Origin of the sequence: Paragemmobacter ruber (assembly GCF_009908315.1) — a bacterium.
In the GTDB taxonomy this organism is placed as follows: Bacteria; Pseudomonadota; Alphaproteobacteria; order Rhodobacterales; family Rhodobacteraceae; genus Paragemmobacter; species Paragemmobacter ruber.
This window is the reverse complement of sequence record NZ_JAAATW010000003.1, coordinates 602096-624942: the sequence shown is the minus strand read 5'-3', so window position 1 is coordinate 624942 and position 22847 is coordinate 602096. Positions and strand designations below refer to the sequence as shown.

General features: G+C 67.1%; 23 protein-coding genes. 8 read left to right on the top strand and 15 right to left on the bottom strand.

The features are described 5' to 3' along the window. Positions 1 to 229: 229 nt before the first annotated feature. From GU920_RS15270 to GU920_RS15255, 4 genes are all read right to left on the bottom strand, one after another. Complete coding sequence (locus tag GU920_RS15270) at positions 230 to 922, bottom strand: orotate phosphoribosyltransferase (protein ID WP_161767925.1); 693 nt, start codon at positions 920 to 922, stop codon at positions 230 to 232. Between the two features lie 132 nt (positions 923 to 1054). Next, entirely contained in the window at positions 1055 to 2095 is a 1041-nt protein-coding gene (gene pyrC, locus GU920_RS15265) for a dihydroorotase (RefSeq protein ID WP_161767924.1), read from the bottom strand. A gap of 110 nt (positions 2096 to 2205) precedes the next feature. Beyond that, positions 2206 to 3252, bottom strand: coding sequence for a hypothetical protein (locus GU920_RS15260; protein WP_201744156.1), 1047 nt, complete (start codon positions 3250 to 3252; stop codon positions 2206 to 2208). Positions 3253 to 3431: 179 nt separating this feature from the next. Further along, entirely contained in the window at positions 3432 to 4442 is a 1011-nt protein-coding gene (locus GU920_RS15255) for a glycosyltransferase family 2 protein (protein WP_161767923.1), read from the bottom strand. Positions 4443 to 4573: 131 nt separating this feature from the next. Between GU920_RS15255 and GU920_RS15250 the strand changes: the two genes are divergently transcribed. The 6 genes from GU920_RS15250 to GU920_RS15225 all read left to right on the top strand — a co-directional run bounded on the left by GU920_RS15250 (position 4574) and on the right by GU920_RS15225 (position 12083). Beyond that, positions 4574 to 5527 carry an AAA family ATPase gene (locus tag GU920_RS15250; protein WP_161767922.1) on the top strand — a complete coding sequence of 318 codons (954 nt, stop codon included), beginning with the start codon at positions 4574 to 4576 and terminating at the stop codon, positions 5525 to 5527. Positions 5528 to 5657: 130 nt separating this feature from the next. Continuing rightward, positions 5658 to 6914, top strand: a complete 1257-nt coding sequence (locus GU920_RS15245; protein ID WP_161767921.1) for a vWA domain-containing protein — start codon at positions 5658 to 5660, stop codon at positions 6912 to 6914. A 122-nt stretch (positions 6915 to 7036) separates the two neighbouring features. After that, positions 7037 to 9286: an OmpA family protein gene (locus GU920_RS15240; protein ID WP_161767920.1), complete on the top strand. Its 2250-nt coding sequence runs from the start codon at positions 7037 to 7039 to the stop codon at positions 9284 to 9286. Between the two features lie 112 nt (positions 9287 to 9398). Beyond that, positions 9399 to 10001 carry a Hint domain-containing protein gene (locus GU920_RS15235; RefSeq protein ID WP_328799292.1) on the top strand — a complete coding sequence of 201 codons (603 nt, stop codon included), beginning with the start codon at positions 9399 to 9401 and terminating at the stop codon, positions 9999 to 10001. A gap of 65 nt (positions 10002 to 10066) precedes the next feature. Continuing rightward, positions 10067 to 11080 (top strand): XdhC family protein, encoded by a 1014-nt coding sequence (locus GU920_RS15230; protein ID WP_161767918.1) that lies wholly within the window; start codon positions 10067 to 10069, stop codon positions 11078 to 11080. Position 11081: 1 nt separating this feature from the next. After that, entirely contained in the window at positions 11082 to 12083 is a 1002-nt protein-coding gene (locus tag GU920_RS15225; RefSeq protein WP_161767917.1) for a molybdopterin-binding protein, read from the top strand. Positions 12084 to 12291: 208 nt separating this feature from the next. On the opposite strand, the gene infC is transcribed toward GU920_RS15225, so the two are convergent. Continuing rightward, positions 12292 to 12780 (bottom strand): translation initiation factor IF-3, encoded by a 489-nt coding sequence (infC, locus tag GU920_RS15220; protein WP_328799291.1) that lies wholly within the window; start codon positions 12778 to 12780, stop codon positions 12292 to 12294. Between the two features lie 271 nt (positions 12781 to 13051). Between infC and GU920_RS15215 the strand changes: the two genes are divergently transcribed. Then, on the top strand, positions 13052 to 13615 hold the full coding sequence (locus GU920_RS15215; protein WP_161767916.1) for a hypothetical protein: 564 nt from the start codon (positions 13052 to 13054) through the stop codon (positions 13613 to 13615). 169 nt (positions 13616 to 13784) lie between these two features. Here the strand turns inward: GU920_RS15215 and GU920_RS15210 are convergent, their stop codons facing one another. The 6 genes from GU920_RS15210 to cobA all read right to left on the bottom strand — a co-directional run bounded on the left by GU920_RS15210 (position 13785) and on the right by cobA (position 18689). After that, entirely contained in the window at positions 13785 to 14609 is an 825-nt protein-coding gene (locus GU920_RS15210) for a ferredoxin--NADP reductase (protein WP_161768119.1), read from the bottom strand. A gap of 96 nt (positions 14610 to 14705) precedes the next feature. Beyond that, positions 14706 to 15113, bottom strand: coding sequence for a DUF934 domain-containing protein (locus GU920_RS15205; RefSeq protein ID WP_161767915.1), 408 nt, complete (start codon positions 15111 to 15113; stop codon positions 14706 to 14708). Next, positions 15110 to 15865, bottom strand: a complete 756-nt coding sequence (locus GU920_RS15200; RefSeq protein ID WP_161767914.1) for a phosphoadenylyl-sulfate reductase — start codon at positions 15863 to 15865, stop codon at positions 15110 to 15112. The genes GU920_RS15205 and GU920_RS15200 overlap by 4 nt, the downstream gene beginning before the upstream one ends. Next, positions 15855 to 17525 (bottom strand): nitrite/sulfite reductase, encoded by a 1671-nt coding sequence (locus GU920_RS15195; RefSeq protein WP_161767913.1) that lies wholly within the window; start codon positions 17523 to 17525, stop codon positions 15855 to 15857. Before GU920_RS15195 ends, GU920_RS15200 begins: the two co-directional genes overlap by 11 nt. Before the next feature lie 91 nt (positions 17526 to 17616). After that, positions 17617 to 17919: a DUF2849 domain-containing protein gene (locus GU920_RS15190; RefSeq protein WP_161767912.1), complete on the bottom strand. Its 303-nt coding sequence runs from the start codon at positions 17917 to 17919 to the stop codon at positions 17617 to 17619. Next, the gene (gene cobA / locus GU920_RS15185; RefSeq protein WP_161767911.1) at positions 17916 to 18689 is read right to left on the bottom strand and encodes a uroporphyrinogen-III C-methyltransferase; all 774 of its coding nucleotides are present in this window, start codon (positions 18687 to 18689) and stop codon (positions 17916 to 17918) included. The genes GU920_RS15190 and cobA overlap by 4 nt, the downstream gene beginning before the upstream one ends. A 138-nt stretch (positions 18690 to 18827) precedes the next feature. Here cobA and GU920_RS15180 point away from each other — a divergent pair, with 138 nt between their 5' ends. Then, a complete protein-coding gene (locus GU920_RS15180; RefSeq protein WP_161768118.1) occupies positions 18828 to 19289 on the top strand; it encodes an Lrp/AsnC family transcriptional regulator in 462 nt (153 codons plus the stop codon). 35 nt (positions 19290 to 19324) lie between these two features. Here the strand turns inward: GU920_RS15180 and GU920_RS15175 are convergent, their stop codons facing one another. From GU920_RS15175 to GU920_RS15160, 4 genes are all read right to left on the bottom strand, one after another. Then, a complete protein-coding gene (locus GU920_RS15175) occupies positions 19325 to 20506 on the bottom strand; it encodes a cytochrome P450 (RefSeq protein WP_161767910.1) in 1182 nt (393 codons plus the stop codon). Between the two features lie 18 nt (positions 20507 to 20524). After that, entirely contained in the window at positions 20525 to 21445 is a 921-nt protein-coding gene (locus GU920_RS15170; protein ID WP_161767909.1) for a DMT family transporter, read from the bottom strand. Positions 21446 to 21524: 79 nt separating this feature from the next. Further along, positions 21525 to 22268: a triose-phosphate isomerase gene (tpiA, locus tag GU920_RS15165; RefSeq protein WP_161767908.1), complete on the bottom strand. Its 744-nt coding sequence runs from the start codon at positions 22266 to 22268 to the stop codon at positions 21525 to 21527. Positions 22269 to 22471: 203 nt separating this feature from the next. Beyond that, positions 22472 to 22831: a HesB/IscA family protein gene (locus GU920_RS15160; protein ID WP_161767907.1), complete on the bottom strand. Its 360-nt coding sequence runs from the start codon at positions 22829 to 22831 to the stop codon at positions 22472 to 22474. Positions 22832 to 22847 lie beyond the last annotated feature (16 nt).

Here is a 22847-nt window from a genome sequence, read left to right as displayed (position 1 = left end):
TCGGTTTATTGACGGCCGGGGTCGCATATGCCCCGGTTCGGCCTGCGGGAACAGGCGGGAACAACCCTGTGGAAAAGCGCGCGGCGAGTCGCGCGCCGGAGGTTCATCCTACCATATCTTGCGGGACTTGTCCGAGACTGCCCCCAGCCGGGGTTGGTGTCCATTTGGCAGGCGCTGAGTCCTGCACAAATTACCCACAAGGCCACCCACAGGAATCTTTACCTGTCGTTCAGGATTTCACGCCAGCGGACTGGCGGGCGGCCTGCCACGCGCGCGGATCGCGAAGGAACGCCTCGACTTCGGCCAGTGTCGCGTTGTCGAAGGCCTTGCTGGCCCGGGCCTCGGCCAGAACGTCCCACCAGGTGCAAAGATGGTGCAGGGCCACGCCGTGATCGGCAAGGCGCTGGGTCGTTTCGGGGAAGATGCCGTAGTAGAAAATGACGGCGGTATGGCCACAGGTCGCCCCGGTTTCGCGGATCGCATCGACAAAGGAAAGCTTCGAGCCGCCATCGGTGGTCAGGTCTTCGACCAGAAGCACGCGCTGGCCTTCGGTCATCGCGCCTTCGATGCGGGCATTGCGGCCGTAGCCCTTGGGTTTCTTGCGCACATAGGTCATCGGCAGGGCGAGGCGTTCCGCCACCAGCGCGGCGAAGGGGATGCCTGCGGTTTCGCCACCGGCGATGTTGTCAAACGCCTCGAACCCCGCGTCACGCATCACGGTGACAGCGAGGAAATCCATCAGGGCAGAGCGGATGCGCGGGTAGCTGATCAGTTTGCGGCAGTCGATATAGGTGGGCGACGGCAGGCCAGAGGCCAGGGTGAAGGGCGTCTCTGCGTTGAAATGGACGGCCTTGATCTCCAGCAGGGCACGGGCGGTGAGGCGGGCGATTTCCTCTCTCGGGGGGAAGGCGGTGGGGATCATCTGGCAACTCCGGTAGGCGAGCCCGAAAATCTTTCGACGAAAGATTTTCGGGCGGGAGAGAAGAATTTTCGCCGAAAATTCTTCGGCGCGGCGGCGGGGCGAAAAATTTTCTGCGAAAATTTTTCGCGCAGGTCAGGCCTCCACATGCCAGTGCACGGGGAAGCCGGGATCAAAGACGGTGACGGGGCCTGCTTCGGTGAAGATCTTCGCGGGCCACTGCGCCGCCGCACCTTTGGTGAGGGTGATGCGCTCTTCGTTCGGGGGAAGGCCATAGAAGCGCGGACCGTTGAGCGCGGCGAAGGCTTCCAGCCGGTCGAGGGCGCCCTCTTCTTCGAACACATGGGCGAGAAGTTGCATCGTATTGGTCGCAGTGAAGCATCCCGCGCAGCCGCAGGCATGTTCCTTCAGCGCATCCACATGCGGCGCGCTGTCGGTGCCGAGGAAGAAGCGCGGGTCGCCGGAGGTGGCCGCCGCGCGCAGGGCAAGGCGATGCTTCTCGCGCTTTGCCACGGGCAGGCAGTAGTAATGCGGCTTGATCCCGCCCGCGAGGATATGGTTGCGGTTGATGATCAGGTGGTGGGTGGTGATCGTCGCGCCGAGGGTGTCATTGCCTGCACGGGCATAGGCCACGCCTTCCTCGGTAGTGATATGTTCCATTACCACGCGCAGTTCGGGCAGGCGGCGTCGCAGCGGATCGAGGACGGTGTCGATGAAGACGGCCTCGCGGTCGAAGATATCGACCTCATGCGTGGTCACTTCGCCATGGACGCAGAGGGGCAGGCCGATCTCGGCCATCCGCTCCAGCACCGGCATGACCTTGGCGATGTCACGCACGCCGGAATGGGAATTGGTGGTGGCGCCCGCGGGGTAGAGTTTCACCGCGGTCACGATGCCCTCGGCATGGGCCGCCGCGACATCCGCGGGATCTGTGCCTTCGGTAAGGTAGAGGGTCATCAGCGGGGTGAAGGTCATCCCCTCGGGCAGGGCGGCACGGATGCGGTCGCGATAGGCGGCGGCCTGTGCCCCCGTCACCACGGGCGGGACGAGGTTCGGCATGATGATGGCGCGGGCGAAGTGGCGGGCGCTTTCGGGCAGAACGCCCTGAAGCATCGCGCCGTCGCGCAGGTGGAGGTGCCAGTCATCAGGGCGACGGAGGGTGAGGCGCTGGGTCATTCCTTGCGCCTAGCGCAACGCTGGCAGGCTTTCCAGTGCAGAATGACGCGCCGCGTCGGCGGGCGACGATCGGCGCGCTGCTGTGTCGGCGCTGCCCCGCACCCAAAAGGTCAATCAGTGGTCGCGCTGCCGGTGCCGGCGCCGCCGTTTGGCGCGGATGGCGCGGGGTCGATTGCGGGGGATGCCCCGGGCGGCAGGCCAAGTTTCGCCTCAAGGTCCAGCATCTTGCGGCGGTAGCGCGGCCCGCCGAGGCGGCGCACCACGGACCGGCAGATCATCAGCGCCAGACGCGGGCGCTGGGCCAGTTCGGCCTTGCGCAGTATGTTGCGCAAATAGGGGGCGAAGCGGCGACGGATGCGCCAGAGGCGGGCAAAGCTCTGCCGGTCAAGCCGCGCCTCGCAGGCCGCGGTCAGAAGCGCGGGCAGGAGGCCGGTATGTTCGATCGCGTTCTCGATCGAATCGCCGAAATGCCGGGCGGGCAGAGGGGTTACCCAATCGGCGCGGAACAGCGCGGCATGCATGGCGTTTTCGGGGAGGTGCGGGTCATAGATCACGAAGACCCGTGCCGCGCCTTCGGTCATGTCCGGCGCGTAGCCATAGCGCGAGGTGAAATCGAGCCGCCGCTTGGCCGTCGCCCTTTGATCCCAACCGGCCACTGCCGGATCGAGCGTGGCGCGCGGGCTGATGGCCAGCACCGTGGCGCCCGGCGCGCAAACGCAATAGGCGCAGGCCGCATAGCCGCCATCGCCTGCACCGTAGAACAGGACGCGGTCGAAATCCTCGAAGAACGCCTCATCCACCAGCCGGTCGAAATAACCCCAGACCTTGGGGTCGCGGAACCATGTCTCGCCGTCGCAGATGACGGTCAGATGCGACCAGCCATTGGCGACGGCCACGTCATGACCAAAGGGCATCTGCCCCTTGCGGGCGAGGATGCGGTCGAGCGATTCGAAGGAGACCAGAAGGATCGGGCCGTCATCGTGGAAATAGGCCCAGTGCCGGGATCCGAGCGGTTCGAAATACCCCTCTTCGGCACAAAGCTCCTCGATCCGGTCGATCCAGTCTTCGCGCGGCAGTGCTGGCGCTGCCGCGTCGTTGGACGGCGTGGCCAGGTCGGGATCCATGTCTGTGACATCGCCATCGGCGCGGTCGTTCATCGGCGTTGGCCTTTTCTGCTCGGGTCGGTCGCGGGCATGTCCCGGACTCGGGTCTTTCGACACTTGATCGTCAGCCTAGCGAAGGCAAACGGCAAGTTTGTGGCATGAAGGGTGCGGAACGGGGCATTTGGAAAGCCGTTCGGTGGCGGTCCTTGGGGATTTCCGCAAGAAATTGCCGACTAGCGGGGGGGCACCGCGTGGGTCCAGATGAGCCGCGCCTCCGCCGCCGAAAGGTGGCGCGTGGGGGGCGTCATCAGCAGGCGGCCGAAGAGGGCGCGGAAGGCTTCGTCGCGCATCAAGGCCTGAAACCGGGCGCGACGCCAGTCAAAAGCCGCGCGGTGCAGGCGGGCAAGTGCCGCATCGGCCATGAGTTCGGCCAGAAGGGCGTGGCTCGGCAGGCCGAGGATCGTGCGATCCTCACTGTCGCAGAGGTTGCGGTCGATCCAGTAGCCAAGATCAAAGCCCGAGGCATCGCGATTGGCGCGGCCCCGGTCGGCCTTGACGAGATAGCCCTCCATGCTTCCCAGCGCGTAATGGTTCATCTGGGCAAGCGTGTAATGCGGTTGCCCCAGCGCCGAGAAGATGCGCTGCGGCCCGCCCGGCAGGGGACGGCCGGCACTGTCGAACCAGCGCTGGCGGTCATTCACCTGCCCCTTCGGACGGTGGACACCCGGCTGGCCGAAGCGGCCATCGTTGCGGTAGAGCGTCTTGAACATCACCGCGCGCCAGGGCCATTCCAACGGGTCGGGCGCCGCGCGGGTGAAGGTTGCGGTCACCGGGGCATCGGTCAGGGACACCTGTCCGGCATTGCCGAACATGCGCCAGGTCAGGGTGATGGCATCGGCCTCGGGCAGGGCGCGCAGCAGTGCCGGAATAGTGCGGTCCCCCACATGGACATTCACGAACTCGTCGACGTCGAGGACGATGATCCAGTCGGCCGCACGGGTCAGCGGATGGCGCGCCGCCAGATGCAGCGCCTGCCATTGCGGCCCCTTGTCATGCGGGCCGTCGTTGCGGACATGGGTGAGCCAGCCCAGTTCGGCCAGCCGGTCCAGCATCAGGTCGGTGCCATCCGTGCAATCGTTCGAAAACACGAGGATGTCCGTCACGCCCGCGGCGCGGTGATGGGCGAGCCATTCCAGAAGGAAGCTGCCTTCATTGCGGACGGTCAGGATCGCAAGCACACGCATGACAGCAGCGATAGCATGGGCGGTGGGGGGATGGGAACGCCCCCCTCCATTGGTCGCATGCCAGCCTGTGGCCGCTTGACCCCATGGAGGGGAGGGGCCAACCATCACCCGGGCGCCACCGGGGCATAGCCATGACCCGCGCGCAGCCGGGCAGCCCGAGGCAGGAGAGAGCGGTGCAGCATTTGCCATCATCCATCGACGCGGTGCAGACGCTTCTGGCGGGGCAGGGCTATGTTGCCTCGCGCGCCTTGGCCACCGTGGTGTTCCTGTCGCTGCGGCTGGGTCGGCCCCTGTTTCTGGAAGGCGAGGCGGGCGTCGGCAAGACCGAGATCGCAAAGGTCCTCGCCTCGGCGCTGGGGCGGCGGCTGATCCGGCTGCAATGCCATGAAGGGATGGATGCGGCCTCGGCGGTCTGTGAATGGAACTTTGCGGCCCAGATGATCGCGATCCGCACGGCCGAGGCGGGAGGAGGGGCCGACGCGCAGACGCTGCGGGCGGAACTCTTCACCGAGGATTATCTGATCGAACGCCCGCTTCTGGCGGCGATGCGCCCGCAGGCGGGCGGCCCGCCGGTCCTGCTGATCGACGAGCTTGACCGCAGCGACGAGCCGTTCGAGGCCTTCCTGCTTGAGGCATTGTCGGATTTCCAGGTCACGATCCCGGAACTTGGCTCGGTCAAGGCGCCCGCGCCGCCCATCGTCATCCTGACCTCGAACCGCACGCGCGAGGTGCATGACGCGCTGAAACGGCGCTGCCTCTATCACTGGGTGGATTATCCCGGTTTTGAACGCGAACTTGAAATCCTGCGCGCCCGCGCCCCCGAAGCGCAGGACCGCCTCAGCCGCGAGGTGGTGGCCTTCGTGCAGCGCCTGCGCTCGGAGGACCTGTTCAAGAAACCCGGCGTGGCCGAAACCATCGACTGGTGCAAATGCCTGCTGGCGCTTGACGTGATCCAGCTGTCGCCCGAGGTCATCGCCGACACGCTGGGGGCGATCCTGAAATATCAGGACGACATCCAGAAGCTGCAGGGATCCGAGGCGAAGAAACTGCTCGACGAAGTCAAGAAAGGCTTGGTCTTCACGTGACATGGCCCCTTCATCTTGGCCCAAATACCCATCTTGCGACATCTGCCCCGGGCGCCTTCGGTGAAGGAGGGGATCGGGGGGGTACGGGGGGACGATTGCCCCCCCGCTTCGCCCAAGGTAGGCCACAGTGATGGACGCACCGGCCCTGCCAGAGGATGGCAAGCTTTCCCACAACATCGCCCATTTCGCGCGCGCGCTGCGGCGGGCGGGGCTGCCCATCGGGCCGGGGCGCGTGATCGACGCGATCCGGGCGGTGGAGGCGGCAGGATTTACCGAGAAGGTGGATTTCTACTGGACGCTGCATGCCTGTTTCGTCAGCCGCCCGGAACAGCGCGCGGTCTATGATCAGGTCTTCCGGCTCTACTGGCGCGATCCGCAGTTTCTGGAACACATGATGACGCTGCTTCTGCCCGCGGTGCGCGGCGTGCAGGAGGATCGCCTTGCCGATGCGGCCGAGAAGCGGGCGGCAGAGGCGCTGCTTGATGGCCACGGGATCGACCTGCCCGACCGCGAGGGCGAGGCGCGGGACGATGACGCGCAGATCGAGATCGATGCCTCCTCTACCATGTCGCATGAAGAGCGGCTCAAGACGCTCGACTTCGAACAGATGAGCATGGCCGAGGTGGCCGAGGCCAAGCGGATGCTGGCGCGGCTGGCGCTGCCGGTGCGGCCCCTGATTACGCGGCGGATGGTGGCCGATCTTGCCGGGCGGCGGATCGACGGTCGGCGCACGCTGCGCGGGGCGCTGCGGCAGGGCGGCGAGGTGACGCGGCTGATGCACAAGGCACCCGGCGCGCGGTGGCCGAACCTTGTGGTGCTTTGCGATATCTCGGGCTCCATGAGCCAGTATTCGCGGCTGGTGCTGCATTTCGTCCATGCCGTGGCCAACCGCAAGGGGCAAGGTTGGGCGCGGGTGCATGCCTTCACCTTTGGCACGCGGCTGACGAACATCACCCGCCATCTGCGCAACCGCGATGTGGATGCCGCGCTGAAGGCGGCAGGGGCCGAGGCGCAGGATTGGTCGGGCGGCACGCGGATCGGGGCCTGTTTGCGGGCCTTCAACCGCGACTGGTCGCGCCGGGTGCTGGGGCAGGGGGCGGTGGTCCTGCTCATCACCGACGGGCTGGATCGCGACGACACCGGCGCGCTGGCGGCCGAGATGGAGCGGCTGCATCTGTCCTGTCGCCGCTTGATCTGGCTGAATCCCCTGCTGCGCTGGGAAGGCTTTGCCCCGCGCGCCAGCGGCATCCGCGCCATGCTGCCGCATGTGGACAGCTTTCGCGCGGGCCATTCCATCGCCTCGTTGCAGGCTTTGGGGCAGGCCATATCCGAAGCGCACGACACCGGCGAGAAGGCGCGTCTTATGGCGCTGATCGGCGCGGATTAGGCGGCTGATTGCCGAAATCAGGCCCGGGATATGGGCATGATATCGCATAGCAGGGGCAAAAACGTGCATCAGGGGACAGCTGCGCCCAAGTGTAGGGGGCATCAATTGGAAGGATGTTGCGTATGAAAAGGCTTTTGATCTCGACCACGGCCCTGTCGGTGGCGCTCACGCAGATCGCGCCCTTGCCGCTCATGGCCCAGAGCATGACCGAGGATGGCAGCATCATCGCGCCGGACGGCACCGTTCTGTGCCAAGGCGGCGGCGAGACGCCCTGTGATCTGAATGCCGTGATGGAGCAGATGGCCGCCGAGGCCGCAGCCCAGGCCGAGGCCGAGGCGGCAGCGGCCGCGCAGGCAGAGGCAGAGGCAGAGGCCGCCGCCGCCGCGGAAGCCGCCGCGCAGGCAGAGGCGGAAGCGGCTGCCGCAGCCGCGGCAGAAGCCGCAGCGCAGGCCGAGGCAGAGGCCGCCGCCCAGGCGCAGGCACAGGCCGAGGCGGAAGCCGCGGCGCAGGCGGAAGCGGAGGCTGCGGCACAGGCTGAGGCTGCGGCACAGGCCGACGCCGAAGCGGCGGCGCAGGCTGAGGCGGAAGCGGCAGCTGCCGCTGCCATCGCCGCGCAACAAGAGGCCGAGGCGGCAGCCGCCGCAGAAGCCGCCGCAGCGGAAGAGGCCCCCGCCGAGGAATTGGTGATCGAGGAAGCCCCGGCAGAGCAGGTCGTCACGGAAGACGCTGCCCCGGAGGAAATTGCCCCTGATGAAACGGCCACGCAGGAGGCCCCTGCCGAAGAGGTGGTGACCGAGGAAGCCACGACGGAAGAAGCGCCTGCCGAGGAGGTGGTGACCGACGAGGCCGCGACGGAAGAGGCACCTGCTGAAGAGGTGGTGACTGACGAGGCCGCGACGGAAGAAGCCCCTGCCGAAGAGGTGGTGACTGACGAGGCCGCGACAGAAGAAGCCCCTGCCGAAGAGGTGGTGACCGACGAGGCCGTGACGGAAGAAGCGCCCGCCGAAGAGGTGGTGACGGACGAGGCCGCGACGGAAGAGGCCCCTGCCGAGGAGGTGGTGACTGACGAGGCTGCGACGGAAGAAGCGCCTGCCGAAGAAGTGGTGACCGAAGACGCCGCGACGGAAGAAGCCCCCGCCGAGGAGGCCGTGGCTGTGGAAGCGGTTACCGATCCCGCCGTTCTGGTGGATCCGGCCGCCCCCGAGGCCCCGACCGAAGAAGCGGTGGAGACGCTGAGCACCCTTCTCGCCACGCCAGAAGGCGTGAGCCCCGAAGCGGTGGGCGAGGCGGCGGCGCTGGCCCCGGTCGAGGTGATCGAAGGCCAGCCGGTGGAGATCACGGAATCCCCCGACGCGACCGATGTGATCGTGCAAGAGATCACCGAGGCCACCACCCGATCGTCGGCCGAGGATTTCGCGGCCCCCGCCTCGGCCAATCTGGCGGCGGCGGCGGCGGCATCGAACGATGATGACGGCCTGACCGATCTGCAGAAGTTCGGGCTTGTCGCGCTGGGCGCGCTGGCCGTGGGCGCGATCATCAACGCCAATCAGGATCGGGTCGTTGCCAATACGGGCGACCGGGTCGTGGTGCAGCGCGGGAGCGGCGATTACTACGTCTATCGCGATGATGACACGCTTCTGCGGCGGCCGGGGTCGAACGTGCGGACCGAAACCTTCCGTGACGGATCGACGCGCACCATCGTGGAGCGCGGGGATGGCACGCAGGTGGTGACGATCCGCGATGCGACGGGCCGCGTGCTGCGCCGGGCGACCTATGATGAGCTGGGCCGCGAGATCGTGCTGATCGACGACCTCTATCCCGAGGAGCGGATTGACGTGGCAACCCTGCCGCAACCGCGCGGGCGGGTGATCAGCCTGTCCTCGTCTGAGGGGGACGCGCTGCTGCGCGCCCGGATGGCGGCGCTGGATGCACAGGAACTGGGGCGCAGCTTCAGCTTGCGGCAGGTCCGCGACGTGCCCGAAGTGCGGCGTCTGGCGGCGACGGTCGATGTGAACAACATCACCTTTGAGACCGGGTCGGCGGCGATCCAGCCGGGACAGGCAGAATCGCTCGCCTCGCTGGGCCGCTTCATGCAGTCGATGATCGAGGAGAACCCCAACGAGATCTTCCTGATCGAGGGGCATACCGATGCCGTCGGCTCGGCCGCGCTGAACCTGACGCTGTCGGATCGTCGGGCGGAAAGCGTGGCCTTGGCGCTGACTGAATATTTCGACGTGCCGCCGGAGAACCTGGTCGTGCAGGGCTATGGCGAATCGGACCTGCGGATCGACACGCAAGAGGCCGAGCGGCAGAACCGCCGCGTGGCGGTGCGGGTGATCACGCCGCTTCTGCGGACGGCAGAGATCCGCTGACCGGCGCAGCCGTTGAATGATTTGGGCGCGCCGCGGATCGCAGGATCCGCGGCGCGGTCATTTTCGGCCATAGATCCGGGCCTTGGCTAAGCTGCGGGCGGGTTTGGCCGTCATGATAGCCATGATTGCACATATGCCCGCCCTTGCACCGCCCTTGCCGCTTTCGGCCGCCCCGCCGCTTTCACCATGGGGGCGCGGGGGGTTCTTGCGCGGGACGCATCTCCTAACGATGGATGGCCCCGTCCCGGTGGAAGAAATCGAACCGGGCGAGGCGGTCATGGATCCGCAGGGGCGGCCGCATTTCGTGCTGTGGCAGGGGGGCTGTGCGTGGCAGCCGCAGGGCGGCGCAAGCGATGATCCGGGCCGTCCGATCCGCATCTTCGCCAATGCCTTCGGACCCGGCATCCCGCGCCGCGACCTGCGCCTGTCGGCGGCGCATCGCGTGGTGGTGGAGCGGGCGGGCGTTTCGTCCGCGCTGCGGGCGGATGCCCTTGGCCCCCATCGGGCGCGGATGGAAGGCGGGGATGAGCCGGTCTTCTACCATGCCATCGTCACCCGCGAGCCCTGTATCGTGATGGCCGAGAACCTGGCCTGTGCGAGTGCCTTTCCCGGGGAGGGCGCGATGTCCGATCCGGCAGGCCGCCCGCGGGGAGGCGGGCAGGGGGGCAGGGGTAAGCCTCTGACGGACGGAGGGATCGTCACGGCCTTGCGCTGATGGCACCTTTTGCCAGTGGCGCGGATTGCGCAGGCGGCGCATGATCCCGGCCGATGGAGGTGCCGATGACCGAGATACACGCGCAGTCTGCCGGGCGCAGCGACCATGACAGCATCCCCGAGATCGCCTTGGCCTGGCACCGCGACGGGCGCGGCGCGGTGCTGGCGACGGTGATCGAGACATGGGGATCGGCGCCGCGTCAGGCGGGGAGCCAGTTGGCGATTTCGGGCGCAAGCGAGATCATGGGATCGGTCTCGGGCGGCTGTGTCGAGGGCGCGGTGGTGACCGAGGCGCTGGCGGCGCTGGCGGACCGGCGGTCGCGGGTGCTGACCTTCGGGGTCAGCGATGAGACGGCTTTTGCCGTGGGGTTGGCCTGTGGCGGCACCATCCGGGTGCTGGTGGAGCCGGTGGGGGAAGGCGCAGAGGCGCTGCCTGAGGCGATGCTGGCGGATCTGGTGGCGGCGCGGGCGGCGCGTGCGGCGGTGGCGATGGCCGTGACGCCCGAGGGATGGCATCGCGCGCTGATCCGGCGCGGGGTGGAGGCGGCGGTGGATGCGCGCTTTCGGGCGGATCGGTCGGGGATGGAAGAGGACGGGCGGTTCATCGCCATCCACAACCCGCCCCTGCGTCTGATCGTGGTGGGGGCGGTGCATATTGCGCAGCCGCTTTTGCAGATGGCGCGGCTCTGCGGCTATGATCCGGCGTTGATCGACCCGCGATCCGCCTTCGGCTCTGTCGCGCGCTTTCCGGGGGAGCGGATCGTCGAGGACTGGCCCGACGAAGCGCTGGAGGCGCTGGCCCCCGATGCGCGCACGGCCATCGTGACGCTGACGCATGACCCAAAGCTCGACGATCCGGCGATCCGCGTGGCGCTGCGATCCCCCGTCTTCTACCTTGGCTGTCTGGGATCGACGCGGACCCATGCCAAGCGGGTGGAGCGGCTGCGCGCCGAGGGGTTCACCGAAGCCGAGATCGCCCGCATCCATGCCCCGGTCGGGTTGGACATCGGGGCCAAGACCCCGGCGGAAATCGCGGTGTCGGTCATGGCGCAGATCACCGCCACCTTGCGGAAGGGTTGAGATGTTCTTTGGCGAGGTGGCGCTGGAGGCGGCGGAAGGGGCGGTGCTGGCCCATTCCGAGGCGGTGCTGGGCGGGCGTATCCGCAAGGGCGTGGTGCTGGGGGCGGGCGAGATCGCGGCCTTGCGGGCGGCAGGGCTGGACCGCGTGACCGTGGCGCGGATGGAGGCGGGCGATGTGGGCGAGGATGCCGCCGCCGCGCGTCTGGCGGCGGCGCTGGTGCCCGATCCGGTGGCGCAGGGGATCCGTGTGGGGCAGGCCTTTACCGGCCGGGTGAACCTGAACGCGGTGGGGCCGGGGATCGTGGAGGTGGATGCGGCGGCGATCCACCGGCTGAACCTGATCCATCCGGCGATCACGCTGGCGACGCTGGCGCCGTGGCAGCGGGTGTCGGAGGGGGTGCTGCTTGGGACGGTGAAGATCATCGCCTATGGCGTGGCCGAGGCCGCGCTGGCGGCGGCCTGCGCGGCGGCGCGGGGGGCGATCCGGGTGCGCCCGGTGGTGTTGCGCGATGCGGGGCTGGTGCTGACCGATGCGCCGGGGCTGGAGCCCAAGCTGGTGGCCAAGGGGCGGCGGGCGATGGAGGGGCGGTTGCGGGCGCTGGGCATGCGGCTTGCGGGGGTGGAGACCGTGCCGCATGATGCGGGCGCGATCGCGGCGGCGCTGGGCCGCCTGCCCGGCGAGATGGTGTTGATCCTGACCGGGACGGCGACGTCTGATCTGTTTGACACGGCGCCGCAGGGGGTGCGTCTGGCGGGCGGCGAGGTGTTCCGCTTCGGGATGCCGGTCGATCCGGGCAATCTTTTGTTCCACGGCCGGTTGGGCGCGCGGCCGGTGATCGGCCTGCCGGGCTGTGCGCGGTCGCCCGCGCTGAACGGGGCGGATTGGGTGCTGGAGCGCTATGCCTGCGGGCTGACGGTGGGCGACGCCGATATCGCGGCCATGGGGGTGGGGGGGCTCTTGAAGGAGATCCCGCTGCGCCCGCAACTGCGCGAGCCTGAGTAAGGGGCGAATTTCCTGCGAAAATTCGGGGGAAGGCGGGCGGGGTGGAACCCCGTGGCCCGCGGGTGGAACTGGGGCGGTTTGCCTCTGCCCTGCCGGTTCGCGGGGGGAGGCGGGCGAATTTCCTGCGAAAATTCGGTGTGGACGTCGGAAAAATGACAAAGGGCGCATCGGTGATGCGCCCTTCTGGTTCTGTCCGGATTGACGGCCGTTACTTCGGGCCGATCATCATCACCATCTGGCGGCCTTCGAGTTTGGGCATCGATTCCACCTTGCCGTGATCCACCACATCGGCGGCCACACGGTTGAGCAGTTCCAGACCGAGGTCCTGGTGGGCCATCTCGCGGCCACGGAAGCGCAGCGTGACCTTCACCTTGTCGCCCTCTTCGAGGAATTTCAGCACCGAGCGCATCTTGACCTGATAGTCATGCGTGTCGGTCCCCGGGCGGAACTTGATTTCCTTGATCTCGATGATCTTCTGCTTCTTGCGCGCCTCGGCCTCGCGCTTTTGTTGTTCGTATTTGAACTTGCCGAAGTCCATGATCTTGCAGACCGGCGGTTCCGCGTTGGGGCTGATCTCGACAAGATCCAGACCGGCCTCTTCGGCCATGGCCATGGCGCGGGCGGGGGTGACAACCCCGATGTTTTCGCCATCGGCGCCGATCAGGCGGATTTCGGGGGAACGGATACGCTCGTTCACGCGGGGGCCCGTCTCGCGCTGCGGAGGGGCGTTGTGGGGTCTGCGGGCTATGGTGGTGGTCCTTCTGCGGTTTCTCGGCCTGCGCAATCTAATCGGCGGTGCGCGCTGTTTCAACGGGAATCGCTTTGCGCGCAAGGGCAAAGGGGTGTGCGGAGGCGATGGAAAGGCGGGGGCGCACGATGTTTGGAACGGGTAAGGGGTTCAAATCCGGCGGCGAAGGGTCCATATGGGCGGGGCAACCGGAGGTGGGTCCGGTAATGGGAGACAGAAGATGAACAGAAATGTCCTGATTGGCGCTGCGGTCGTCGTTCTGGCCGGGCTTGGATACTACCAGTTCAGCTATGTGCCTGCGCAGCGCGCGGCGGAAGAAGCCGCGGCAGCCGCCGCAGCTGCGGAAGAGGCGGCGGCCGCTGCTGCCGCCGAGGCGGAAGCCGCCGCCGCCGCCGAGGCCGAGGCGGCCGCTGCCGCCGCGGCACAGGCTGAGGCCGAGGCAGAAGCTGCCGCCGCTGCCGCGGCGCAGGCCGTGACGGAAGCTGCCGAAGGGGCGGCGGAGGCTGTGGGCGAGGCCGCGACCAATGCGGCGGATGCCGTGTCCGAGGGGGCTGCGGCCCTGACCGAGGGGGCGGCGGAAGGCGCGGCCAATGTGCAGGCCGAGGCCGCCGCGGCCCTGGATCCGGCGAATTTCGACCCGGCGCGCATTTCGGCGCTGATTGATGCCTCGCAGCTTGATGCCACGACCAAGACCACGCTGAAGGCGGCGGTCGAGGCGGCGGCGAGCAGCCCGGAACTGGTGCAGCCCGCGATTGACCAGGTGCGTCAGGCGCTGGGTCTGTGACGCGGACCCGGGGGGAAGGTCTTCCCCCCGGCCCCCCCTTCGCCGCGCTGACCTGACGTCGGTGGGGTGGAGATGTGGATCTGGGTATTTTTCCCAAGGTGAAATGGCAAAGGCCGCGCGGGGTGTCCGGCGCGGCCTTTGTTCATTCGGGGGTGATGCGGCCCGGGGATCAGATGCCGTCGCCCACGAAGGCCTTTTCGACCACGAATTGCTGGGGATCGGAATTCGCGCCCTCGGTCAGGCCGAAATCTTCGAGGATCTTCTTCACGTCGATGTTGAAGGCGAGGCTGCCGCAGACCATGGCGCGGTCTTCGTCGCGGTTCATGGGGGGAAGGCCCAGATCCGTGAAGACCTTGCCGGAGGTGAGGTTGTCGGTCACGCGGCCCATGTGGTGGAAGGGTTCGCGCGTGGTGGTGGGGTAGTAGAGGAGCTTGTCGCCCACAAGCTCGCCGATCAGGGGATCGTCCTTGAGGCTTTCCACCAGCTGGCGGCCATATTCAAGCTCGGCCACCTCGCGGCAGGTGTGCATCATGATGACCTGATCGTATTTCTCATACGTCTCGGGTTCGCGCATCAGGCTGGCGAAGGGGGCAAGGCCGGTGCCGGTGGCGAGGAACCAGAGCCGCTTGCCCGGGAGAAGCGCGTCATGCACGAGCGTGCCCACGGGTTTAGGGCGCAGGATGATCTCATCCCCCGGCTGGATATGCTGGAGTTTCGATGTCAGGGGGCCGTCGGGCACCTTGATCGAGTAAAACTCAAGCTCTTCATCCCAGGCGGGCGAGGCGATGGAATAGGCGCGCAGGAGCGGTTTGCCGTTGTCGCCCAAGAGCCCGATCATCACGAATTCGCCCGAGCGGAAGCGCAGGGAGCGGGGGCGGGTGACGCGGAAGGAGAAGAGGCGATCAGTCCAATGGGTGACCTGCGTGACGGTCTGCGCGTCGGGCAGGTGCGGTTTAGCGGTCGTTGCGGCGGGGGCGTTCTGCGGGGCGTCCATCGTGGCACTCGGTTCGGTCATGGTTGCGGGTCCCTTAAGGCAGGGTGCGCCGCGCCGCCAGAGCGCGGGGCGTCGCAGGGGGAGGGGTGTGGCCGGTCAGGCGCGCAGGCGGGCCTGATAATGGTGATCCTGCCAATTGGCGCGGAAGGCCCATTGGGAGGCCGGCTGGCGGGCGGCGAGGTCGTCGGGGATTTCCACCTCGTCAAAGCCGACGCGGCGGATCATGGCGTATTGATCGGCGATCACCGGGCCGAGGGCGCGCAGGCGGCCCGTGAAGCCCGCCATGCGCAGGCGGCGGGCGATGGTGAAGGCGCGGCCGTCGTTGAAGGCGGGGAAGGCCACGCGGATCAGCTTGAGATCGGCAAGATGGGGGCTGAGCGCCTGCGGGTCGTCGGTATGGGACAGATCGACCGCGCCCTGATGGGCGGCGATGTCGGCCAGCGCCACGATGGGGGCGTTCCAGTCTTCGCCCACAAAGCCGGTATCTGTGACGATCACGGTCATGCCGCGTTCTCCTTGGGGGTACGGACGGGCTTGCCGTCGATGAAATGGATGCCGCATTCGGTTTTCTGGCTGCCGCGCCAGCGGCCCGCGCGCGGGTCTTCGCCCGGTTTCACCGGGCTGGTGCAGGGCGCGCAGCCGATAGAGGGGTAGCCCTTGGCTACCAGCGGGTGCCGGGGCAGGCGGTTTTCGACCATGTATTCCTCAAGATCCTCGCGCCCCCAATGGGCGAGGGGATTGACCTTGATGCGGGTTTCGCCCTCGGCCTCGAAAAACTCTACCTGATCGCGGGTCGCGCCCTGATAGCGTTTGCGCCCCGTGATCCAGCCGTCGAAATCGGCCAGCGCGCGTTCGAGGGGTTCCACCTTGCGGACGGCGCAGCAGGCATCGGTGTTGAACTGGTGCAGCGTGCCGTCGGGATCTTCGAAATTTACGCGGGACGGGTTGGCGCGGATCGTGCGGATGTCGCAAAGCGCGAGTTTTTCGGCCAGTTCACGCTGATAATCGAGCGTTTCCTGAAACAGCATCCGCGTGTCGATGAAGAGGACCGGGGTTTCCGGCGCGATGACGGAGACGAGGTGCAAAAGCACCACCGATTCCGCCCCGAAGGAGGAGACGAGCGCCACCTTGCCCAGATCGGCATCCTTGAGCGCATGTTCCAGCACCGCAGTCGCGCCGTGGTGGCGGTAGCGTGCGTTCAGGAGGGCGACGCGGGTGGCGACGTTCCCCTCGGGCGTGGAAGTGTCACGCGGCATCTTTCTCGCCTTCCCCATCATAGAGCGCGGCCTTGAACGGGTCGATCCCGGTGCGGCGGAAGCATTCGAGGAAGGTTTCCTCGGGGCTTTGCCGCACGTCGAGATAGGCGCGCACGATGCGTTCGATGGCCGGGACGATTTCATCATAGGCGAAGCCAGGGCCGGTCTTTTCGCCGATGGCGGCGGTTTCGGTGCCGTCGCCGCCCAGCGTGATCTGGTAGTTCTCCACCCCGGCGCGGTCGAGGCCGAGGATGCCGATATGGCCCACATGGTGATGGCCGCAGGCGTTGATGCAGCCCGAGATCTTGATCTTCAGCGGGCCAACCTCGTGCTCCAGTTTCAGTTCATCGAAGCGGGTGGCGATCTGCTGGGCGATCGGGATGGAGCGGGCGGTGGCGAGGGAGCAGTAATCCATCCCCGGGCAGGCGATGATATCGGAGATGAGGCCGACATTTGCCGTGCCGAGCCCGGCCTGCACCAGCGCGGCATGGAGCGCGGGCAGGTCGGATTTGTGGACATGGGGCAGGATGACGTTCTGTTCGTGGCTGATGCGGATTTCCGAATGGCCGTAGCGTTCGGCCAGATCGGCGATCAGGCGCATCTGATCGGCGGTCGCGTCGCCGGGGGTGGCGCCATGGGCCTTCAGGCTGATGGTGACGATGGCATATTGGGCGTTGCGATGGGCCGTCAGGTTGGTATCGGCCCAGGACCGGAAGGTCGGGTCAGCCTTGTAGAAGGCGTCATAGGCATCGGTGGGCGCGTTGCGGAAGGCGGGAGGGGCGAAGGCCTCTTCGATTTCGGCCAGAAGTTTCTGGTCGTTGCCGCCGAAAAGGGGGCGCAACTCGGCGAAGCGATCCTCGATCAGGCGGGTGATCTCTTCCTTGCCTGTCTCATGCACGGTGATCTTGATGCGCGCCTTGTATTTGTTGTCGCGGCGGCCGAGCGTGTTGTAGACGCTGAGGACGGCCTCGACGTAAGGCAGAAGGTCGGCCTTGGGCAGGAAGTCCCGCACCGTGTGGCCGATCATGGGCGTGCGGCCGAGGCCGCCGCCGACGATCACCTCAAACCCCGGCTCGCCCTTGGCGTTGCGGACCATGCGCAGGCCGATGTCATGGGCGCGCGTGACGGCGCGGTCGTGCGGCGCGCCGGTGATGGCGATCTTGAACTTGCGCGGCAGGAACTGGAATTCCGGATGGTCGGTGGACCATTGGCGCAGCAGTTCGGCCACGGGGCGGGGGTCTTCGATTTCATCCGCCGCAGCACCGGCGAAATGGTCGGCGGTGACGTTCCGCACGCAATTGCCGGAGGTCTGGATGGCGTGCATGCCCACATCGGCGAGGGCCTGCAGGATCGCGGGCACGTCTTCGAGTTTCGGCCAGTTGAACTGGATGTTCTGGCGAGTGGTGAAGTGGCCATAGCCCTTGTCCCATGTCTGGGCGATATGGGCCAGCTGGCGCATCTGGCGCGGGTTGATCGTGCCATAGGGAATTGCCACGCGCAGCATGTAGGCGTGAAGCTGGAGGTAGAGGCCGTTCATCAGGCGCAGAGGGCGGAATTCCTCTTCGGTCAGCGAACCGTCCAGCCGACGTTCCACCTGCTGGGTGAACTGGGCGACGCGCGCGCGGACGAAGGCTTCGTCGAATTCGGAATAGCTGTACATCGGTGCGGCCTTTGGATCGGTCTTGCCTAGGGGGAGGCGGGGTGCACCCCGCGCGACGGATTGGGTGGGGCGGGGTTCAGCCCGCCCCCGGTCATGCGTAATCGGCCTGTTTGCCGTGATTGTAGTTCGAAGGTCCGCGGGTGCGGAATTCTTCGCGGAAATGGGTGGGTTCGGGGCCGTTGGGGCCGGGTTTGGCATCGGCCAGATAGGCACCCACGACCACCAGCTTTTGCGCCGTGGCATGCAGCAGGCGCAGTTGGGCATGCGCCTCGTCCTCGATCAGTTCCGCCTCGTGGTGGAACGGGGACCAGCGGTCATCGGCGGTGAGGTAGACCACATCGCCTTCGCGCAGGCGGTTGGCGGTCACGATCTTGGGCGTGAAGCGGCGGCTCATGCGGTGGCTTCCTTCAGGTCGGTCAGCGCCTGTGCGGCGCGACGGGGGGCAATGCCGTAGAGAAGGACGGCGGGGCCGTCCGTCAAGGCCACGGCGTCAGGCAGGGTGGCAAGCGTGGCCGGAAGGACGCGCTGATCGGCGCGCGAGACGTTCTCGACCACGGTGACGGGTGTTTCGGGGGCGGCGCCGTGCATCATCAGGCGGCCTTGCAGGAAGCGGGCGGATTTCTTGCCCATGTAGATCGCGGCCACTTCGCCCGCGCGGGCCATGCCGCGCCAGTCCTGTTCGGCGAAGCCGTCCAGCGCATGGCCGGTGACGATGCGCAGCGCGCGGTTGCGGCCCCGTTTCGTGAGGCCCTGGCCGATCGCCGCCGCCGCAACGGTGGCAGAGGTGAGGCCGGGCAGGATGGCGAAGGACAGGCCCGCAGCATCGAGCGCGGCGATCTCTTCATCCAGCCGGGCGAAGATGCCGCAATCGCCCCCCTTGAGGCGCACGACGCGCGCACCCGTCATGGCCTGCGCAACGAGGGTGGCGTTGATGGTGGCCTGGGCGGTGGAGGGACCGAAACCTTCTTTGCCGACGTCGATCCGCGCGACATGCGGCGGGATGAGGGCCAGCACCTCGGCCCCCACCAGACGGTCATGGATCACCACATCGGCCGCCTGCAGCGCGCGGAAGGCGCCCAGCGTCAGATGCGCGGCCGCACCGGGACCTGCGCCGACAAAGGTGACGGCGACGGGTGCAGGGGCGATCTGGGGCAGGTCGGTCATGGTGGGAGTCCCGGCAAAAGATAGGAGGAATATAGGATTATTTCCCGGATTGGGGCCAGTATCCCTTGCAGATAAGAACATTCGTTCCGATACTGGCGCCTGATGGAACGTGTTTCTGGCAAATGGGGGAATTCGCGAATGGCGGTCCGGCTGGACGATATGGACAGGAAAATCCTTGCCGAGTTGCAGGCCGATGCAGAGCAATCGCTGGACGAGATCGCGCGCAAGGTGGGCTCTTCCAAGACTCCGGTCTGGAACCGCATCCGGCGGATGAAGGAGGCGGGCGTCATCACCCGGCAAATCGCGATCCTTGACCCCGAGGCGCTGGGGTTGGAGGCCTGTTTCTTCGTGCTGATCCGCACGAGCGAGCATGAGGCAGACTGGCAGCGGCGGTTCCTGAAGGCGCTGCGCGAGCGGCCGGAAGTGCTGGAGGCGCACCGTCTGGCCGGCGACATCGACTATATCCTGAAGGTGCGGGTGAAGAATGCCCGCGCCTATGACACCTTCTATCAGGCGCTGATTTCGGAGGTGCGGATCTATAACGTAACCGCGCTGTTGAGCATGGAAGAGATCAAGGCCACGACGATGCTGCCCGTCTGAGACGGGGCCCGTCTGAGGCGCAGTCGGGGGCGCCCCTATCGGTGCAGGCGCAGCGATTGCAGCCCGTGGAAGTGATAGAGGTCGGCATAGCGCGGGCGCCCGGCAAGCCGCAGGCCCGGCAGGCGGGCAAAGAGGATGGGCAGTGCCACCTGCAATTCCAGCCGCGCAAGCGGTGCGCCCACGCAGAAATGCAGGCCCGCGCCGAAGCTGGCATGGGGTTTGACGGGGCGGTCGGGAAGAAAGCGGTTGGGCTGATCCCAGACGCCCGGATCGCGGTTCGCGGCGGCCAGCAGCAGCCCCACGCGATCCCCGCGCCGGAAGCGGTGGCCCATGACATCGACATCCTCGTAAGCCCAGCGGGTGAAGAGGTGGAGCGCGGGGTCGAAGCGCAGGATCTCTTCCACCGTTGCCTCGATGCGGTCGGGGGCGAGGGCGGTGGGGGATGTGTGCGTTTCCAGCAGCGCCTTGACGCCGTTGCCGATGGTGTGGACCGTCGCCTCATGCCCGGCGTTGAGCAAGAGGATGCAGGTGGAGATCAGTTCATCGGTGGTCAGCCGGTCGCCTTCGCTTTCGGCCGCGATCAGGTGGGTGATCAGATCGTCGCGCGGATCGGCGCGGCGAGCGGCGATGTAGCCGCGCAGGAAATCCACGAAATCGGTGGTGGCGGCGATGGCGCGGTCTTCCATCGCCGCGGTGCGGTTGGCCATGTACATGGCGACCATGGCGTTGGACCAGCGCAGGAGATCGTCTGACATCGCCTCCGGCACGCCCAGCAGGCGGGCGATGATGATGACGGGCAGTTTCTGGGCGAAGCTTGGCAGCAGGTCGATATCGCCCGATGGCAGCGCGTCGATCAGGTCATGGGAAAGCTGCGCGATCTCTGGCGCCAGTGCCGCGATGCGGCGCGAGGTGAAGGCGCGCAACACAAGCCCGCGCAGGCGGGTGTGGCGGGGCGGTTCCAGTTCCAGCATCGAATGCGCCTCGACCGCGTAGAAGGGGCGCAGGTGATCGGGGATGGCGGGGGCAAGCTCGGCCGGGGCCTCGCGCCCGAAGCGGCGGTCGCGCAGGATCCCGTTCACGGCGGCGGCGTTCGGGGTGCAGAGAAGGCCGTAGTCCTGCCAGTGGAAGAACGGGCCGGTGGCGCGGGCGCTGTCGTAGAAGGGGTAGGGGTTCTGGACGAAGGCCGGATCGGTGGGGGATTGCGAGAGGGTCTGCATCGGTTGGGTGGGGCCTTGTCAGCGGCGGGGCAGGGCGATCAGGCCCTGCGCCACCAGCACGCCCATGGCGACGAGGCCCGCGCCCAGCGCCTGCACCCAGCTCCACGTTCCGCCGAGGGCGAGCATGAACACCATGACATAGAAGGGCGTGAGGTTGATGTGCAGGGCCGACATGGCGATGCCGAGGCGGCCCACGGCGATGATCCAGAGGAGCTGGCTGATCGCAAGGCCCCCGATGCCATAAACGGCCAGCGCCGAGAATTCGGTCCAGCCGAAGGCTTCAAGGTTCGGGCCGGGCAGGCCGAAGGCGAGGCTGGCCAGCGCAAAGGCCGTGCCGGTGATCGCCGCGCCGCAGACGGTGAGGCTGGTGGAGCCGAGGGGGCTGAGGCCGGGCAGCGCGGTGACGGTCCAGCGCGAGGCGAGGGTGAAGGTGATGACCGAGGCGAGGCAGAGCAGCGCGCCAAAGCCGAAGGACAGGCCGCCGTCGAAGTTGCCCGCTGCAAGCACGCCGCCGATGATCGACAGGATCAGCCCGAGCGCGATGTTGGGCGTGAGCTTGCGCCCGTCGAAGATCACCTCGAGCGTCATGCCGATCAGCGGCATGGCCGAAGAGACCACCGCCGCCATCACCGCCGAGGTCCGCGTCTGGCCGAGGACGAGAAACAGCGCCCCCAGCGCAAGCAGGCTGCCCACCATGATCCCGCGTGTCCAGTTGGCGCGGCGCAGGCTTTGCGCCCCTTCTGCCAGCCACCAGATCGGCAGCAGGAAGGCCGCCGCCATGACCATGCGCCCGGCGTTCAGAAGGATGGGGGGCAAGGGGGCGGGATCGGCGCGGATCAGCACCTCGGCCGCGGGCAGGGCTGCGGCCCAGATCAGCATGGAGGCCATGCAGATCAGATTGGCCGAAAGCGGCGAACGGGCGGGGGAAAGGGCTGTCATCGAATGTCCTGAATCATCCTCGCAGCTTCTGCCCTGCCGGGGCGGCAGGCTGTTCCGGGGGCGACGTGAAAGGGCGCGTTCAGGCGGCAGAGAGGGCGGCGATGATGGCGCCGAAATCGGCGGCCTTCAGGCTGGCGCCACCCACAAGCGCGCCATCGACATGGGGTATGGCGAAGATTTCCGTGGCGTTCGAAGGTTTTACAGAGCCGCCGTACAGCAGGGGGACATTGGCCGCCTGCGCGCCGATGCGGGCGGTGAGGCGGGCGCGGAGGAAGGCGTGGACATCCGCGATCTCGGCCAGCGTGGGGGTGCGGCCGGTGCCGATGGCCCAGACGGGTTCATAGGCGATCACCAGATGCGCCGCCGTGGCATCGGCGGGAACGGAGCCGTGCAGCTGGGTGCCGACCACATCCAGGGTGCGGCCCGCGTCCCGCTCGGCCTCGGTCTCGCCGATGCAGATGATGGCGGTCAGACCCGCCTTGATCGCGGCCACGGCCTTGGCATGGACCTGCGCGTCAGTTTCGCCATGGTCCGTGCGGCGTTCGGAGTGGCCGAGGATGACGTGGGAAGCCCCTGAATCCACGAGCATTTCGGCAGAGATATCCCCGGTATGCGCGCCCGAGGCCTTTGCGTGGCAATCCTGCCCGCCGACCCGGATCGCCGTGCCGCGCGCCAGATCGGCCATGCGGGCGATGAGGGTGGCGGGGGGGCAGAGCAGCACGTCGCAGCCGGGCGCAGGATTGGCCTGGGCGAGGGCGGAGACTTCGGCAAGGGCGGCCTGCGTGCCGTTCATCTTCCAGTTTCCGGCGGCAAGTTTGCGCATCTGTCCCCTCCCGTGGTGTAAGCGCGCACAGCGTTACGGGGAAAGGGTTTGAAGGAAAAGGGGTGTACCGCGTTTTGTGCAGCAAACGGTGCAGACACCTGTATGCGCGCAAGCGCCGGAGCGGCCAAGCTGCGGGTGATGCCGCAGAGGTCAAAAATCTTCGAAGATTTTTGCAAATTTCTTCGAAGAAATTTGGCGCCGTCTCAGGCGGCGGGCTGATCCTTGAACTTGATCGACTCGCCGCAGCCGCAGGCCTCGGCCACGTTGGGGTTGTTGAAGCGGAAGCCGGATTCGAGGAGCGAGGTCTGATAGTCGATCTCGGTTCCGAAGAGGAACATCTGCGCCATGGGGGCGATCATCACGCGGGCGCCGTCCTGTTCGATCACCTCATCCATCGGGTTGATGTCGCTGACATAATCCATGGTGTATTCCATGCCCGCACAGCCGCCCTTCTTGACGCCGATGCGCAGGCCGGTGCTGCCCTGCTTTTCCATCAGCCGGGTGATCTGCCGGATCGCGGCGGGGGTGAGGGTGACGGCCTGTTTGCCGGGGATGCCGAACATGAGGGATCTCCTTGTC